This is a genomic window from Burkholderia sp. MSHR3999 (assembly GCF_000833595.1).
GTDB classification, from domain to species: Bacteria; Pseudomonadota; Gammaproteobacteria; order Burkholderiales; family Burkholderiaceae; genus Burkholderia; species Burkholderia ubonensis.
Window position 1 is genome coordinate 815,147 of sequence record NZ_JRFO01000006.1, and the last position, 14,940, is coordinate 830,086.

Consider the following 14,940-nt stretch of genomic DNA (forward strand, 5'->3'; position numbering starts at 1 on the left):
TCGGATTGCCGGTTGTTGTCGCTTGTCGACAAGCATCAAGCAAGCTTCGTGCGCGCGCCGCGCCGGCCCGCCGCGCACGCCCGCGCGAGCGGCGCACCGCCGTGGCGCATGCGGATCGCACCATTTCGGTGCACGCGCACCGGCGCACTCGAACGCAGCCGTCCGGGCGGCACGCTACACTCCGTACGACCGTTTCATACCCCGCTTTCGACGTATCGATGGAAATCGTCTTCACCGTCCTGGTCCTGCTGCTCACCGTCGCGCTGTCCGGCGCGCTCGCGCGCGTGCTGCCGTTGCGGCTGCCGTTGCCGCTGATGCAGATCGCGTTCGGCGCGATCCTCGCGTGGCCGAAATTCAACCTGCACGTCACGTTCGACCCTGAAATCTTCATGCTGCTGTTCATTCCGCCGCTGCTGTTCGCGGACGGCTGGCGGATTCCGAAACGCGAGCTGTACCTGCAGCGCCGCGCGATCCTGATGCTCGCGTTCGGGCTCGTGTTCATGACGGTACTCGCAGTGGGCTACTTCGCGCATTGGCTGATTCCCGAGTTGCCGCTGCCGATCGCGTTCGCGCTCGCCGCGGTGCTGTCGCCGACCGACGCGGTCGCGCTGTCGGGCATCGCGGGCAAGGGCCGGATCCCGCCGCAGCTGATGCACATCCTCGAGGGCGAGGCGCTGATGAACGACGCGTCCGGCCTCGTCGCGCTGAAGTTCGCGGTCGCCGCCGCGCTGACCGGCATGTTCTCGCTGCGCGACGCGTCGATCACGTTCGTGATCGTCGCGGCCGGCGGGCTCGCGACGGGCGCGGCCGTGTCGTGGACCTTCAGCGTGCTGTCGACGCGCTTCCTGAACGCCGAGCAGGAAGGCGACCCGGCGCCCGGGATCGTGATGACGCTGCTCGTGCCGTTCGCCGCGTACCTGATCGCCGAGCATCTCGACCTGTCGGGCGTGCTGGCGGCCGTCGCGGCCGGGATGATGATGAACTACACGAGCTTCTCCCGCAAAAGCACCGTCGCGTCGCGCGTGCGCGCGGAAAGCACGTGGGCGATGATCGAGTTCGTGTTCAACGGCATGGTGTTCATCATGCTCGGCCTGCAGCTGCCGCACATCATCGGCCGCGCGCTCGTCGACGCGCACCACACGAGCGACGCGCTCGTTGGCCGGATGATCCTCAACGTGCTCGCGATGATGCTCGCGCTCTACGCGATCCGCTTCATGTGGGTCTGGCTGCTGCGCTGGATCGCGAGCCGCCGCGCGGCGCGCCAGGGCCTCACCGGCACGATGGCCGGGCTGCGCACGATCGCGGTGATGACGGTCGGCGGCGTGCGCGGCGCGGTGACGCTCGCCGGCGTGCTGTCGATTCCGGTCGCGCTCGCCGACGGCACGCCGCTGCCCGGCCGCGACACCGCGATCTTCGTCGCGTCGGCGGTGATCCTCGGTTCTCTGGTCTTTGCCGTGATCGGGCTGCCGCTGCTGCTGCGCGGCGTGCGCTCGACCCGCAATCCGCTCGCCGAGGAAGAGCGCGCCGCGCGCTCGGCCGCCGCGCAGGCGGCGATCCGCGCGATCGATTCCGCGCACGGCGCGATCGCGGTCGATCTCGACGAATCGGGCTCCGCGCGCTGCGCGGACGTCGCCGCGCGCGTGATGGACCTGTACCGGCGGCGCCTGGCCGCGCTGTCGGACGGCGGCCCCGCGCCGCGCGCCGAAGCGAAGCAAGCCGAGACGATGGAGCTGCAGATGAAGATCGCGGCCGTGCGCGCGGAGCGTTCGATGCTGTACCGGATGCGCGGCGAGCACAGGATTTCGGACGAAACGCTCGCGAAACTGCTCCGCGAAATCGACCTGTCGGAGACGGCGCTGTCGACGCGGAAGAAAGGACTGGTCTGATCGAATCGCGGGGCCGCCCCAAGCAAAACGGCGACGCCGCAGCGTCGCCGTTTTGCCGTCTGCCGTCCCGCACGCCGCGTTACTTCGCGACGACGACCGGAATCCCCTTCAACGTTCCCGCGCCCTTCACTTCGTCGAGCGCATGCTGCACGTGCGCACTCGTCGCCGCGTCGATGCCGAGCTGCAGCGCAAGCTCGCGCTCCGCACGCTTCACGCCGGCGAGGTTGCGCAGCTTCACATGGCCGAAGCCGCGCACGCGGGCGTGCAGGTCGGCCAGCTGCGCGACCTGCGCCGCGTTGTCCGCGGTCATCGCCGCGAGCGCGCGGGTCAGCGTCGTCTCGTAGTCGTCGGCGAGCGCGCGCTCCATCTTCCGCTCGACGGTGCGGCCGAACGGATCGAGCCACGTGTCGCGCAGGCTGCGCACGCGCGCGAGCACGCCGAGCACCGGCCACATCCACTGGCCGAACACGCGCTTCTTCGGCACGCTGCCGTCGCTGCCCGCCTTCGCGACCGTCGGCGGCGCGAGGTTGAACTTCACGAGATAGTCCTGCCCCGGCACGCCTTCGAACTGCGCTTCGAGCGCCGTGCGGAACGCGCCGTCCGCGTACAGCCGTGCGACTTCGTATTCGTCCTTCACCGCGAGCAGGCGGTAGAACGTCGTCGCGACCGCGCGCGTGAGCGCATCGTCGTCCTTGGCACGCGCGGCGTTCACGAGCGCGCGATAGCGCTCGACGTAGCGCGCGCCGCCGTACGCGTCGAGACGCGCTTCGCGATCCGCGATCAGCTCGGAAAGCGTCTCGGGCGCGACGTGCGCCGCCACCGCATGCCGCGCGTTCCACAGCGCGTCGAGCCCGGCCGGGTCCCCCGCCGCCATCCGGCCGACCGCGAACGCGAGCTTGTTCATCGGCACCGCGACGTTGTTCAGCTCGATCGCGCGCATCATCGCCGCGAGCGACACCGGCACGAGGCCGAGCTGCCATGCATAGCCGAGCATCAGGATGTTCGCGCCGATCGAGTCGCCGAGGAATTTCGCGGCGAGCGCCTGCGCGTCGCAGCTCGACAGGAAGCCGTCGCCGGCCGCGTGGCGCATCTTCTCGAGCAGCGCGTCCGCGTGCAGGTTCGCGTCCGGGTTCTGCACGAACGACGCGTTCGGAATCCGGTGCGTGTTGACGACGATCCGCGAACGCCCGTGACGCACCGTCTGCAGCGCATCCGCGCTCGCGCCGACGACCATGTCGCACGCGAGCAGCACGTCGGCCTGCTGCGTGTCGATGCGCACCTGGTTCAGCCATTCGTCGCGCGCGGCGATCCGCACGAACGACAGCACCGAGCCGCCCTTCTGCGCGAAGCCCATGAAGTCGAGCACCGACGCGCTCTTGCCTTCGAGGTGCGCGGCCATGCTGACCAGCGCGCCGACCGTCACGACGCCCGTGCCGCCGACGCCCGTCACGAGCATGTCGTACGGCGCCGCGTCGAGATGCGTCGCCGGCACCGGCAGCGCATCGACGCGCGCGGCGAGCGCCGCCTCGTCGAACGCCGCGCCCGCGGCCTTCTTCAGCGCCGCGCCTTCGACCGTCACGAAGCTCGGGCAGAAGCCGTTCACGCACGAGAAATCCTTGTTGCACGACGACTGGTCGATGCGGCGCTTGCGGCCGAGCGGCGTCTCGAGCGGCTCGACCGACAGGCAGTTCGACTGCACGCCGCAGTCGCCGCAGCCTTCGCACACCGCGTCGTTGATGAACAGGCGCTTGTCCGGGTCGGGGAATTCGCCCTTCTTGCGGCGGCGGCGCTTCTCGGCCGCGCAGGTCTGGTCGTAGATCAGCACGGTGACGCCCGGCGTCTCGCGCAACTCGCGCTGCACCGCGTCGAGCTCGCTGCGGTGGTGGAACGTCGTGCCCTTCGGGAACAGCCCGTGATGGCCGTCGTACTTCTCCGGTTCGTCCGACACGACGACGAAGCGCGACACGCCTTCCGCCTCGACCTGCCGCGCGATCTGCGGCACCGAGATGCTGCCGTCGACCGGCTGGCCGCCCGTCATCGCGACCGCGTCGTTGTAGAGGATCTTGTACGTGATGTTCGCCTTCGCGGCGACCGCCTGGCGGATCGCGAGAATGCCCGAGTGGAAGTAGGTGCCGTCGCCGAGGTTCTGGAACACGTGCTTCGTGTTGGTGAACATCGCGTGCGCGGCCCAGTCGACGCCCTCGCCGCCCATCTGGATCAGCCCGGTCGTGTCGCGGTCCATCCACGACGCCATGAAGTGGCAGCCGATGCCGGCCTGCGCGATCGAGCCTTCCGGCACCTTCGTCGACGTGTTGTGCGGGCAGCCCGAGCAGAAGTACGGCGTGCGCTTCACCGCGTCCGCCTCGTTCGACAGGATCTGCGGCGCGACCAGATCGACGACGCGCTCGCGGCGGTCGAGCGCCGGCTTGTGGCGCGCGAGCCAGGTGGCGAACACCGGCAGGATCCGCGACGGGCGCAGCTCGCCGAGCTCGGACAGCAGGCACGCGCCTTCGGCGTCGTGCTTGCCGAGCACGCGCGGGCGCGCGCCGTCCGCGCGGTTGTACAGGTAGTCCTTGATCTGCTGCTCGATCACCGGGCCCTTCTCTTCGATGACGAGCACTTCGGCGAGGCCGTCGATGAAGGTCTCGATGCGCGTCATCTCGAGCGGGTACGACAGGCCGACCTTATAGATGCGCACGCCGGCCGCGTCGAGATCGGCGACGGTCAGGTCGAGGCGGCGCAGCGCTTCCATCAGGTCGAGGTGCGCCTTGCCGCAGGTGACGATGCCGACGTTCGCCTGCGCGCTCGGCGCGATCCACTTGTCGATGCTGTTGGTGCGCGCGAAGTGGCGCACCGCGTCGAGCTTCGCCGCGAGGCGCGCCTCGATCGTGAGGCTCGGCAGGTCGGGCCAGCGGTTGTGCAGGCCGCCCGACGGCGGCGTGAAGCCCGCCGGCGCCGGCCACTGCGTCTGCAGCGCGTCGAGATCGACGGTCGAACCCGATTCGACCGTTTCCGAGATCGCCTTGAAGCCGACCCATGCGCCCGAGTAGCGCGACAGCGCCCAGCCGTACAGCCCGAATTCGAGCATGTCGGCGATGTTCGACGGATTCACGACCGGCATGTGCCACGCGATCATCGCGAAGTCGCTCTGGTGCGGCATCGACGACGACACGCAGCCGTGATCGTCGCCCGCGACGACCAGCACGCCGCCGTGCGGCGACGAGCCGTACGCGTTGCCGTGCTTCAGCGCGTCGCCCGCGCGGTCGACGCCCGGGCCCTTGCCGTACCACATCGCATAGACGCCGTCGACGGTGCGCTCCGGATCGGCCTCGACGCGCTGCGTGCCGAGCACCGCGGTGCCGCCGAGCTCCTCGTTGATCGCGGGCAGGAAGCGCACGCCGCCGCCGTCGAGCAGTTTCTTCGCCTTCCACAGCTGCTGGTCGACCATGCCGAGCGGCGAGCCGCGGTAGCCGCTGACGAAGCCGGCCGTGTTCAGGCCCTGCGCGGCGTCGGCCGCGCGCTGCATCAGCAGCAGGCGCACCAGCGCCTGCGTGCCGGTCAGGAAGATCCGGCCGCGCGTCGCGGTCAGGTTGTCGGTCAGACGATAGTCGGATAGGGCGGGCGTGCCGTCGATGGGCAAGCGGGCGGTCATGGGGACGTCTCCTGATTCGTGCAGATTTCTGCTGTTCTTGGCGGCTGCGGCGGCGCGTCGGGCGACGCTGTGCCGGCGGCAGCGGAATGGCTCTATTTTTTCGCGCGGAAAGAAGAATGTTTTTTCTCATCTTGCTCGGATGGCCGTCTGACGAGAAAAACCACGCAGCATTTGTGCGAGATTTGAGAGAGTTTTCGCGCGCGGGGGGATGCGTGGTGGATCGGGTGGGGGCGTGGCGCGGGCGCGGTTGGCCGTGGAAGCAGCATGTAGCCGGGCAGCCGCTCACGGGTGGCGGCCGGCGCTCGCGCGCCGTGCGACGCGGGCCGGCCGGGTGGAGGCGCGCCCCCTCACCGTTGGATTGCACAGCGTTTCGATTTGCCCGGGGAGGCGGATATCCACAATGGACATGCGGCTCGACGCGCCTGATCGGGCGCTTACGCTCACCTTTGAAATGCACAGGGATTCGAGTCGATTTGGAGATCCGCGCAGCGGGTTTGATCGGGTGCTCATGCTCACCTGTAGAATCCACAGCCTTTCGAGTGGCGTCGGGAGGTGGATATCCACATCCGGGCTGGCGACGCGTTCGATCGGGGGCTCATCCTCACCGTTGGAATTCACAGCCTTGCGAGTCGGCTTGGAGGCCGGATATTCACATCGGGCTGGCGAAACGTTCGATCGAGGAGTCACTCTCACCGTTGAAATCCACAGCCTTTCGAGTGGCTTCGGAGACGGGATATCAACATCGGCGCTGGCGAAGTGTTCGACCGAGGACTCACTCTCACCGTTAACATCCACAGCCTTCCGAGTGGCCCCGGATGCCGGAAATCCACATCGGATCTGGCGACGCATTCGATCGAGGACTCACCCTCACCTGTAGAATCCACAGCCTTTCGAGTGGCGTCGCGGAGCGGATATCCACATCGGCGCTGGCGACGCGTTTGATCGAGAGTTCACCCTCACCGTTAAAATCCACAGCCTTGCGAGTCGATTTGGAGGCCGGATATCCACATCGGAGTTGGCGAAACGTTCGATCGAGGGATCTCTCTCACCATTGAAATCCACAGCGTTTCGAGTCGCCTCGAAGGTCGGATATCCACATCGGAGTTGGCGACGCGTTCGATCGACGGCTCATCCTCACCGTCAGAATGCACAGCCTTGCGAGTCGCCTCGGGGGCAGGATATCCACATCGGAGTTGGCGAAGTGTTCGCCCGAGGACTCACCCTCACCGTTAAAATCCACAGCCTTGCGAGTGGCCTCAGAAACCGGATATCCACATCGACGCTGCCGACGCGCTCGACCAAGGACTCGCCCTCACCGTTAAAATCCACAGCCTTTCGAGTCGCCTCGGAGGTCGCATATCCACATCGATGCCGGCGACGCGCTCGATCAGGCTCTCACGCTCACCGTTGAAATGCACAGGGCTTCGAGTCGTTTCCGGGTGGGGATATCCACAACGCGCGCGACAGCGTGACCGGCTGCGTCCGCTCGGTCGACTCGGCGCGTTCATCTGCGCGAGACGGTCTGGCGCCGCCCGCACGGCCCGATACATCTGCCCACGGGCAACGCCCTCACCTTGCGGATGCACAGCATTTCGAGTGACTTCGTGGGGCGGTTGTCCACAACCGTTCGAACGCACAACGTCACACAAACTCACGGTCCGGCCCGTTGGCCTCATGAAGCGCGCGTCGCTCATACGAGTACAAGTGCAGCCCCTCCGTTTCAGCGCGTCGTTCGCGCTTGCGGGCCGTCGACCACCTCCCGACAAGCTGCCGGAATGCACAGAATTTTTAACTAGTTATGCAACGACTAGTTATCCACATCTCCCCTGGCCGGCCGCACCTAGCCGGTCGCCCCTGTCCGAACCTCCCCGGCTCGGGTACGCTTGACCGTCAACCGACACCGAAACGCGGAGACATGATGAAGCTTTACTACTGGCCGAAAACCCGGGCGTTCCGAGCGCTGTGGATGCTGGAGGAGATCGGCGTGCCGTATGAGCTGGTGCCGATCGACCTGCGCTCGCACGAGCAGGGCAGCGATGCGTTCGTGCAGGTCAATCCGATGGCGAAGCTGCCCGCGCTCGACGACGGCAGCGTGCCGTTCGCCGAATCCGGCGCGGTGCTGCTCTACCTCGCGGACCGCTTTCCCGACGCGCAGCTCGGCATCGCGCCCGACGATCCGCTGCGGGGCCGGTTCCTGCAGTGGCTGTTCTTCACGCCGACCTGCCTCGAACCGGCGATGGCGGAAAAATTCACCGGCGCGTCGGGCAACCCGGTCGCGTTCGGCTGGGGCAACATCGCGCGCGTGCAGCGCGCGCTCGCGCAGACGCTGGCGCAAAGCCCGTGGCTCGTCGGCGCGCACTTCACCGCGGCCGACCTGCTGCTCGCGAGCACGCTGAAGATCGCGTTCGACGCGCACCTGCTGCCGCACGAAGGCGTGCTCGGCGATTACGTCGCGCGCGCGGAAGACCGCGACGGCTTCCGCCGCGCGGTCTCGATCGAACAACGCGAAGCGGCGCGGCTGCTGCATCCCTGACGCGAACGGGCGCTACGTCGACGATGCGGCCGGGCCGGGCGCGCGTGCTTCGCGGGACACGACGGTCGCGCCGGGCGTGCCGCCGTCCGTGTCCGCGTCGATCGGCACGATTTCGTGGAAGTGCGTGTAGTCGATGTGCGTGATGCCGTCCTCCTCGTGCATCAGGTCGACGTAGCGATGAAACCAGCGGATCTCGTCGTGCTCCCATGAGTGGCGGGCCAGCATCACCTGCGAGGTCGTCTCGTCCGAGCCCTCGATCGTGATCAGCAGCGACGCGTCGCGCGCCGCGAGCGACTCGGCCGACTCGCCGAACAGCGGGCTCGACTCGTCGATCACGTGCATCAGGTTCCAGCCGAGCAGGAAGATCGGGTGCTCGCTGCGCACGAGCGGCAGGTCGTGGATCTTGCGCAGCGTATAGCCCTCGTGCGAGCCTTCGACGCGCATCAGCCGCAGCTTCGCGCGCGCCTCGGCGATCACGTTCTGGCGTGCGTTCGCAACCCGCACCATCACCGTCATCCGGCCGTTCAGCGGCCGCACGATCGCGTAGCGTGCGAACAGGATCTTCGCGCGCGGCCGCGAGAAACGGGCGAACACGAGCCCGGTGGCCAGCGCGATCCCCGACATCCCGACGAAAATTTCGAACGTCGCGACGACGTGCGCGTAGACGGTCTGCGGATGCATGTCGCCGTAGCCGACGGTCGCGAGCGTCTCGACGCTGAAGAAGAACGCGCCGCCGAAGCCGGCCGGCGACTGGTTCGCGATCGGCGCGCTGCCGAGCATGTACAGCGTCGCGAAGCCGCTGTTGATGAGCAGGAACAGCACCGCGAGCGACAGGAAGAACACGGGCCAGCTCACCGTCAGCGCGCGGTGGTACAGGTCGCGCCAGCCGAGCGGCGGCATCCCGTACGCGATCACGTGGCGGGTGCCCGACCAGATCTTGCGGCCGCGGCCGCGAGGGGGAGAAGCGGAAGGATCGACGTTCATCGTGCGGCGCCGCAGACGGGGAGGCGACGAGCGTAGCACGCGGGCCGCGGAAGCGGAAATGCGTGGCGCGGCCGGGCCGGATATGGCGCCGGATAGCGCCTAATATGAATGCAGCGCCGGCGCGCATGCGCCCCCCCCGGCCGGGCGAACGGTTGCGCTATCCACAGACAGATCGGCTAACCCGGGAGTCGACATGGCCGCCCCACTCGATCCACAACGCCGCCACCTCGTCCAGGCCGCCGTCGCGGGCGGCCTGCTGGCCGTCGGCAGCGGCTGGCTTGGCCGCGCACACGCCGCCGACGCGGTCTCGCTGCCGTTCGAGAACGGGCTGCGCGAGCTGACGCGCGCCTTTCCGCAAAAGGGCGAGATGCTGCTCGTGCGCACCCGTCCGCCGCTGCTGGAAACGCCGTTCTCCGTGTTCGACGACGGCGTGTTCACGCCGAACGACCGCTTCTTCGTGCGCTGGCACCTGGCCGGCATCCCGACACGGATCGACGCCGGCGCGTTCCGGCTCGCGGTGCACGGGCTCGTCGAGCGGCCGCTGGAGCTGAGCCTGCGCGAGCTCGCGCGGGACTTTCCACACGTCGAGGTCGCCGCCGTCAATCAGTGCGCCGGCAATTCGCGCGGCTTCTTCAAGCCGCGCGTAGCCGGCGGCGAATGGGGCAACGGCGCGATGGGCAACGCACGCTGGAGCGGCGTGCGACTGAAGGACATCCTCGACCGGGCGGGCGTGAAGGCGGGCGCGGTCCAGGTCCGCTTCAACGGCCTCGACACGGGCGTGCTGCCCGCCACGCCGGCCTACGTGAAGGCGCTCGACGTCGATCGCGCGCGCGACGGCGAAGTGATCGTCGCGTTCGCGATGAACGGGCAGCCGCTGCCGCTGCTCAACGGGTTCCCGGTGCGTCTCGTCGTGCCCGGCTGGTATTCGACGTACTGGGTGAAGATGCTGCACGACATCGAGGTCATCGACCGCCGCGACGACAACTTCTGGATGGCGAAGGCCTACCGGATCCCCGACACCCCGCACGCGAGCATCCTGCCCGGGCAGGCCGGCGTTGCGACCGTGCCGATCGGCCGGATGGCGCCGCGCTCGTTCATCACCAACCTCGCCGACGGCAGCGTAATCGCACTGGATCGCGTGCAGACGGTCCGGGGCATCGCGTTCGGCGGCGACACCGGCGTGCGCAAGGTGCTCTTCTCGCCCGACGGCGGCGCGTCCTGGGCGGCAGCCCGGCTCGGGAAGGACTACGGCAAATACAGTTTCCGCCGCTGGGAAGCGCAGTTCACGCCGCGGCGCGCGGGACAGGCGGTGCTGCGGGTCAAGGCGATCAACGCCGACGGCGTCGAGCAGCCCGATGCGCCGAACTGGAACCCGGCCGGCTACATGCGCAACGTGGTCGAAACGACGAACGTGGTCGTCGCGTGAGGAGCCGATCATGACGAAGACTTGTGCCGCGCTCCTGCTCGCCGCCGCGACGTGCGCGACAAGCGTCGCGATGGCGGAAGCGACCGGGCCGGCGCGCGCCGCGGCAGCGCGGAACACCGAGGCTCGCACGGTCGAGGTCACGCTGCCCGGCGATACGCGGAAGTTTCCGCCCGGCCCGGGCGCCGATCTCGCGGACCTGCACTGCCTCGTCTGCCATTCGGTCGACATGGTGACGCGCCAGCCGCCGCTGTCGTTCGACGAGTGGAAGGCGGAAGTCGTCAAGATGCGCGCGGTGTATGGCGCGCCGCTGCCGCCCGAGGCGATCGACGACCTCGCCCGCTACCTCACCACGATCAACGGCAAGCCGTGATGCGGCGCGCTTGCGTGGCGCGCCGCACCGCGCCGGGCCGCCGTCATTTCCGGTCGACGATCACCCGGTCGAACGTGCCGCCGTCGGCGAAATGCGTCTTCTGCGCGTTCGCCCAGCTCCCGAAGACCTGCTCGACGCTGAACGTCTTCAGCGGCTTGAACTCGGCTGCGTGCTTCTTCAGCACGTTCGGATCGCGCGGGCGCAGATGGTGCTGCGCGATGATCTCCTGCGCGTCCGGCGTGTACAGGTAGTCGAGATACGCCTGCGCGACCTTGCGCGTGCCTTTCTTGTCGACCACCTTGTCGACGAGCGCGACCGGCGGCTCCGCGAGGATGCTGGCCGACGGATACACCGCGTCGAACTGCGCGCCCGACGCGCCGGTGTCCATCAGCGCGACCTCGTTCTCGAACGTGACGAGCACGTCGCCGATGCCGCGCTGCGTGAACGTCGTCGTCGCGCCCCGGCCGCCCGAATCGAGCACCGGCACGTTGCGGAAGATCGCCTTCTCGAAGTCGAGCGCCTGCTGGTCGGTCGCGCCCTTCTGCTTCTGGTAGCCCCACGCGGCGAGATACGCGTAGCGGCCGTTGCCGGACGTCTTCGGGTTCGCGATGATCACCTGCACGCCCGGCTTCGCGAGATCGCTCCAGTCCTTGATCCCCTTCGGATTGCCCTTGCGCACGAGGAACACCATCGTCGTCGAGTACGGCGAGCTGCCGTCCGGGAAGCGCGCGCGCCAGTCCTTCGGCAGCAGCTGGCCGCGCTCGGCGAGCAGGTCGATGTCGTTCGGCTGGTTCATCGTCACGACGTCGGCCTGCAGGCCCTGCAGCACCGACAGCGCCTGCGCGCTCGACGCGCCGTGCGACTGCTTGATCGCAACCGTCTCGCCGGTCTTCTGCTTGTAGGCGGCGGCGAAGCCCGCGTTGATGTCCTTGTACAGCTCGCGCGTCACGTCGTACGACACGTTCAGCAGCGACGTGTCCGCGTGCGCGGCCGCCGTCGAGACGACCAGCGCCGCTGCGGCGACGCCCTTCAGCAGCCGGCTGCCGATTCCGTTCGTGTATCCCATCGTTGAATGCCCCGCTTCCAGTGGTTGATGCGTGCCGGCGCACGCTCGCGCCGTCATCGAAACGTAAGCGGGCATTCTAGCGGCGGGCCGCGCGGCGCCTTCCAATCAGTCGTGGAAAGCAAAGCAGAATTCCGGATAAGCGACGGCGACCGCTCGCGCACGCGCCGGATGTGATGCTAAGATCGCCGCTCAGCCCTTTTCACGGTCCATCCATGTCTGCTGCCCTGCGCCCGCATCCGATCCTCGCCGCCGTCGCGGCAGGCGCGCGCGCGGCCGGGCTGAAACTGAAAAAACGACTCCTCGACTGACGGGGACGTCGCGTCCCGTCAGGCGAATGCCGGACGGGATGCCCGCAGGTTGTTTCTTTCTCCTCGCTCGCAAGCCTCGCTCCGGCACCCCGTCGGCGGAACGGTTCCTTCCCATTTCCGTTTTCACCATGAGGCTTTGCATGCAAACACGTTTCGAAGGTATCTGGCTGCCGGTCATCACGCCGTTTCACCACGGCGACGTCGACCATGCGGCGCTCGCGCGGCTCGCGCGCCGCTATGCGGCCGCCGGCATCGCCGGGTTCGTCGCGGGCGCGACGACGGGCGAAGGCGCGTTGCTCGACGCGCGCGAGCAGGATGCAGTGTTCGCGACGCTGCGCGACGCCGCGCCGGGCCTGCCGATCATCGTCGGTCTGACCGCGAGCGCGACGCAGTTCGCCGCGGCGCGCGCGCGCGAGCTTGCGGCGCTGGGCCCCGACGGCCTGCTCGTGACGCCGCCCGTCTACGTGCGGCCGACGCAGGACGGCATCCGGCGGCACTTCGAAGCGATCGTCGAAGCCGCCGACCGGCCGGTGCTCGTCTACAACATTCCGTACCGCACCGGCGTGAACGTCGAGCTGGAGACGCTGCAGGCGCTCGCGCGCGACGCCCGCGTCGCGGGCGTCAAGGAGTGCGGCGGCAGCATCGAGCGGATGACGCGTCTCGTGCACGAGACGCCGCTCGCGATCCTGTCCGGCGACGACACCCAGAACTTCGCGGCGCTGTGCGCGGGCGCGCACGGCACGATCGCGAGCAGCGCGCACGTGCTGACCGAGTGGCACGTGCGCATCTTCGGGCTGCTGCGCGATGGACGGCTCGCCGACGCGCGGTGCCTCGCGGTCGCGCTGCAGCCGCTCGTCGCGGCGCTGTTCGAGGAGCCGAATCCGGCGCCGGTGAAGGCACTGCTGGCCGCGCAGGGCTGGTGCGAGGATGGGTTGAGGCTGCCGTTCGTGCCGGCGAGCGACGCGCTGCGGGCGAGGCTGGTCGAACTGCATGCGGCGCTGGAAGCATCCACGCCGGCTGTTGCGGCAGCGTAGGATTTCGCTCCCGAAATTGTTTCAAACCGTCAGGATTCGGGACGAGCCGTACTGCGCGAGGTTGCCGTCGGCGGTGACGAGCAGCAGCGGTTCGCACCACGCCTGCGCGACGAGCAGCCGGTCGAACGGGTCGCGATGATAATGGGGCAGATTGCGCACGGCCGCGCCGTGCGCGGCCCGAACCGGCAGCTCGTGGTGCTTGCTTGTCCTGATCGCATCGACCAGCCGATCCACATCGACGTCCAACTTTCCCTAGATGGGTGTATCGAACAGCAACCGCATTACTTCCCTTCGAACGCATCAAGCAGGTCGTCGGGAAGCCGCGCATCAAAGTCGTCGGCGATCCATATCTGCCCCTTGAGGAGGCCATACTGGTGGATAGGCTCGAGAGGCACGAGCCGAACCGAGGGCTTGCCGTCCTGCGAGATCACGACGTCCTCGCCGGCGATCGCGGCATCGACGAGCCGCGACAGATCGAGCGTGGCGTCGTGGAGGTTTGCGTTCTGCATGATGGGCTCCATTGAGTGACCACCATTGTCGCGAGATTGGACAATTCGCTCCAGTCGGCCGAACGGGCAACCGAAGGCATGCTTGCCGCCCAGGATCAGGTCGCGAACGCGGCAACCGGCGTTTCAGTCGCCCCGCTCACCGCCTGCGTCATGATCCGCGCGAGCCGATCGACGGTCGGCGTCGCTGACGACGCGCGCCGCAGCAACATCAGCGGCACGCTCGGCAATTCGGGCAGGCCGAGCGGCGCAGCGTCGAGCAGCCGCACCGACGCGGGCAGCCCGTAATGCGAGCGCACCGTCAGCCCGAGGCCCGCCGACGCGGCGGCCCACAGGCCCGCGAGGCTCGGCGTCGTGAACGCGACGCGCCACGGCACGCCGGCGCGATCGAGCGCGTCCGTCGCCGCGCCGAAGAAGCGGCATGGCCGGTCGAACACGACGAGCGGCAGCGGTTCGTCCCGCATGCGAACGGACGGCTCGCCCGCGTCACCGTCTCCCGCCGCGCCTACGCCGGCCGCGCCTACACCGGCAGCGCCTGAGCCGGCCGCGCCGATCCACCGCATCGGCACGCGTGCGATCTCCTCGCTGTCGATCCCCGTGCGCGCGACGAACGCCGCCGACGCGGGATCGCCCCACACCAGCGCGAGATCGAGCTGGTTCGCGTCGAGCCGTTCGAGCAACTCCGCGTTATGCGCGACGCGCGCCTCGATCCGCACCTTCGGATGCGCGCGCGCGAAACGGCCCAGCACGCCGGGCAGGATCGCCTCGCCGAAATCCTCCTGCAGGCCGATCCGCACCCAGCCGTCGAGACTCACGCCGCGCACCGCGGCGGCAGCCTCGTCGTTCAGCTCGATCATCCGCCGCGCGTAGCGCAGCATCGCGTCGCCGGCATCGGTCAGCGCAAGCCCGCGCCCTGATTTGACGAACAGCGGCGTGCCCGCCTGCTCCTCGAGCTTGCGGATCTGCGCGCTCACCGCCGACGACGAGCGCGCGACCCGGTCGGCCGCCTTCGCGAAGCTGCCGAGATCCATCCCGGCGACGAGGCTGCGCAGCGCCGCGATGTCGAAGTTGGGTTGGGTCGCGGCGGATCGCGCCACATCGCTTTCAGACATGCCAATCATCCCGTTTTATCGAACGATTCATCAAAAACTTTCCGATTTTCAGGATGAATGTAC

Annotated in this window: 10 protein-coding genes and 1 pseudogene; 5 read left to right on the plus strand and 6 right to left on the minus strand. The window is 68.5% G+C overall.

Annotated elements, in window-relative coordinates; all coding sequences use genetic code 11:
* Positions 1 to 218: 218 nt before the first annotated feature.
* A complete protein-coding gene (locus KY49_RS21010; protein WP_042586450.1) occupies positions 219 to 1,886 on the plus strand; it encodes a Na+/H+ antiporter in 1,668 nt (555 codons plus the stop codon).
* A 79-nt stretch (positions 1,887 to 1,965) separates the two neighbouring features.
* Here KY49_RS21010 and KY49_RS21015 read toward each other — a convergent pair whose 3' ends face one another.
* Positions 1,966 to 5,538 (minus strand): indolepyruvate ferredoxin oxidoreductase family protein, encoded by a 3,573-nt coding sequence (locus KY49_RS21015; protein ID WP_042586451.1) that lies wholly within the window; start codon positions 5,536 to 5,538, stop codon positions 1,966 to 1,968.
* 1,918 nt (positions 5,539 to 7,456) lie between these two features.
* Between KY49_RS21015 and KY49_RS21020 the strand changes: the two genes are divergently transcribed.
* On the plus strand, positions 7,457 to 8,071 hold the full coding sequence (locus KY49_RS21020; protein ID WP_042586894.1) for a glutathione S-transferase family protein: 615 nt from the start codon (positions 7,457 to 7,459) through the stop codon (positions 8,069 to 8,071).
* Positions 8,072 to 8,083: 12 nt separating this feature from the next.
* Here KY49_RS21020 and KY49_RS21025 read toward each other — a convergent pair whose 3' ends face one another.
* Positions 8,084 to 9,055 carry an ion channel gene (locus KY49_RS21025; protein WP_042586452.1) on the minus strand — a complete coding sequence of 324 codons (972 nt, stop codon included), beginning with the start codon at positions 9,053 to 9,055 and terminating at the stop codon, positions 8,084 to 8,086.
* A 193-nt stretch (positions 9,056 to 9,248) separates the two neighbouring features.
* On the opposite strand from KY49_RS21025, the gene KY49_RS21035 reads away from it, so the two are divergent.
* Both KY49_RS21035 and KY49_RS21040 read left to right on the plus strand, forming a co-directional pair.
* Positions 9,249 to 10,481: a molybdopterin-dependent oxidoreductase gene (locus tag KY49_RS21035; protein ID WP_052495755.1), complete on the plus strand. Its 1,233-nt coding sequence runs from the start codon at positions 9,249 to 9,251 to the stop codon at positions 10,479 to 10,481.
* Positions 10,482 to 10,491: 10 nt separating this feature from the next.
* Positions 10,492 to 10,851: a c-type cytochrome gene (locus KY49_RS21040; protein WP_052495756.1), complete on the plus strand. Its 360-nt coding sequence runs from the start codon at positions 10,492 to 10,494 to the stop codon at positions 10,849 to 10,851.
* 43 nt (positions 10,852 to 10,894) lie between these two features.
* Here KY49_RS21040 and KY49_RS21045 read toward each other — a convergent pair whose 3' ends face one another.
* Complete coding sequence (locus tag KY49_RS21045; RefSeq protein WP_010090492.1) at positions 10,895 to 11,917, minus strand: sulfate ABC transporter substrate-binding protein; 1,023 nt, start codon at positions 11,915 to 11,917, stop codon at positions 10,895 to 10,897.
* 448 nt (positions 11,918 to 12,365) lie between these two features.
* Here KY49_RS21045 and dapA point away from each other — a divergent pair, with 448 nt between their 5' ends.
* Positions 12,366 to 13,259: a 4-hydroxy-tetrahydrodipicolinate synthase gene (gene dapA / locus KY49_RS21055; protein ID WP_042586454.1), complete on the plus strand. Its 894-nt coding sequence runs from the start codon at positions 12,366 to 12,368 to the stop codon at positions 13,257 to 13,259.
* 21 nt (positions 13,260 to 13,280) lie between these two features.
* Here dapA and KY49_RS21060 read toward each other — a convergent pair.
* From KY49_RS21060 to KY49_RS21070, 3 genes and pseudogenes are all read right to left on the minus strand, one after another.
* A pseudogene (locus KY49_RS21060) lies at positions 13,281 to 13,511 on the minus strand (type II toxin-antitoxin system VapC family toxin); the annotation flags it as partial.
* A gap of 29 nt (positions 13,512 to 13,540) precedes the next feature.
* On the minus strand, positions 13,541 to 13,768 hold the full coding sequence (locus KY49_RS21065) for a type II toxin-antitoxin system Phd/YefM family antitoxin (protein ID WP_042586897.1): 228 nt from the start codon (positions 13,766 to 13,768) through the stop codon (positions 13,541 to 13,543).
* A gap of 95 nt (positions 13,769 to 13,863) precedes the next feature.
* Positions 13,864 to 14,886 carry a LysR substrate-binding domain-containing protein gene (locus KY49_RS21070; RefSeq protein ID WP_407060258.1) on the minus strand — a complete coding sequence of 341 codons (1,023 nt, stop codon included), beginning with the start codon at positions 14,884 to 14,886 and terminating at the stop codon, positions 13,864 to 13,866.
* Between the last annotated feature and the right edge of the window lie 54 nt (positions 14,887 to 14,940).

Bases quoted from the DNA above. Each gene is read 5' to 3' on its own strand.
- KY49_RS21040 (WP_052495756.1), top strand. From the start codon at position 10,492: ATGACGAAGACTTGTGCCGCGCTCCTGCTCGCCGCCGCGACGTGCGCG.
- KY49_RS21045 (WP_010090492.1), bottom strand. From the start codon at position 11,917: ATGGGATACACGAACGGAATCGGCAGCCGGCTGCTGAAGGGCGTCGCC.
- KY49_RS21010 (WP_042586450.1), top strand. From the start codon at position 219: ATGGAAATCGTCTTCACCGTCCTGGTCCTGCTGCTCACCGTCGCGCTG.
- KY49_RS21020 (WP_042586894.1), top strand. From the start codon at position 7,457: ATGAAGCTTTACTACTGGCCGAAAACCCGGGCGTTCCGAGCGCTGTGG.
- KY49_RS21035 (WP_052495755.1), top strand. From the start codon at position 9,249: ATGGCCGCCCCACTCGATCCACAACGCCGCCACCTCGTCCAGGCCGCC.
- KY49_RS21025 (WP_042586452.1), bottom strand. From the start codon at position 9,055: ATGAACGTCGATCCTTCCGCTTCTCCCCCTCGCGGCCGCGGCCGCAAG.
- dapA (WP_042586454.1), top strand. From the start codon at position 12,366: ATGCAAACACGTTTCGAAGGTATCTGGCTGCCGGTCATCACGCCGTTT.
- KY49_RS21015 (WP_042586451.1), bottom strand. From the start codon at position 5,538: ATGACCGCCCGCTTGCCCATCGACGGCACGCCCGCCCTATCCGACTAT.
- KY49_RS21065 (WP_042586897.1), bottom strand. From the start codon at position 13,768: ATGCAGAACGCAAACCTCCACGACGCCACGCTCGATCTGTCGCGGCTC.
- KY49_RS21070 (WP_407060258.1), bottom strand. From the start codon at position 14,886: ATGATTGGCATGTCTGAAAGCGATGTGGCGCGATCCGCCGCGACCCAA.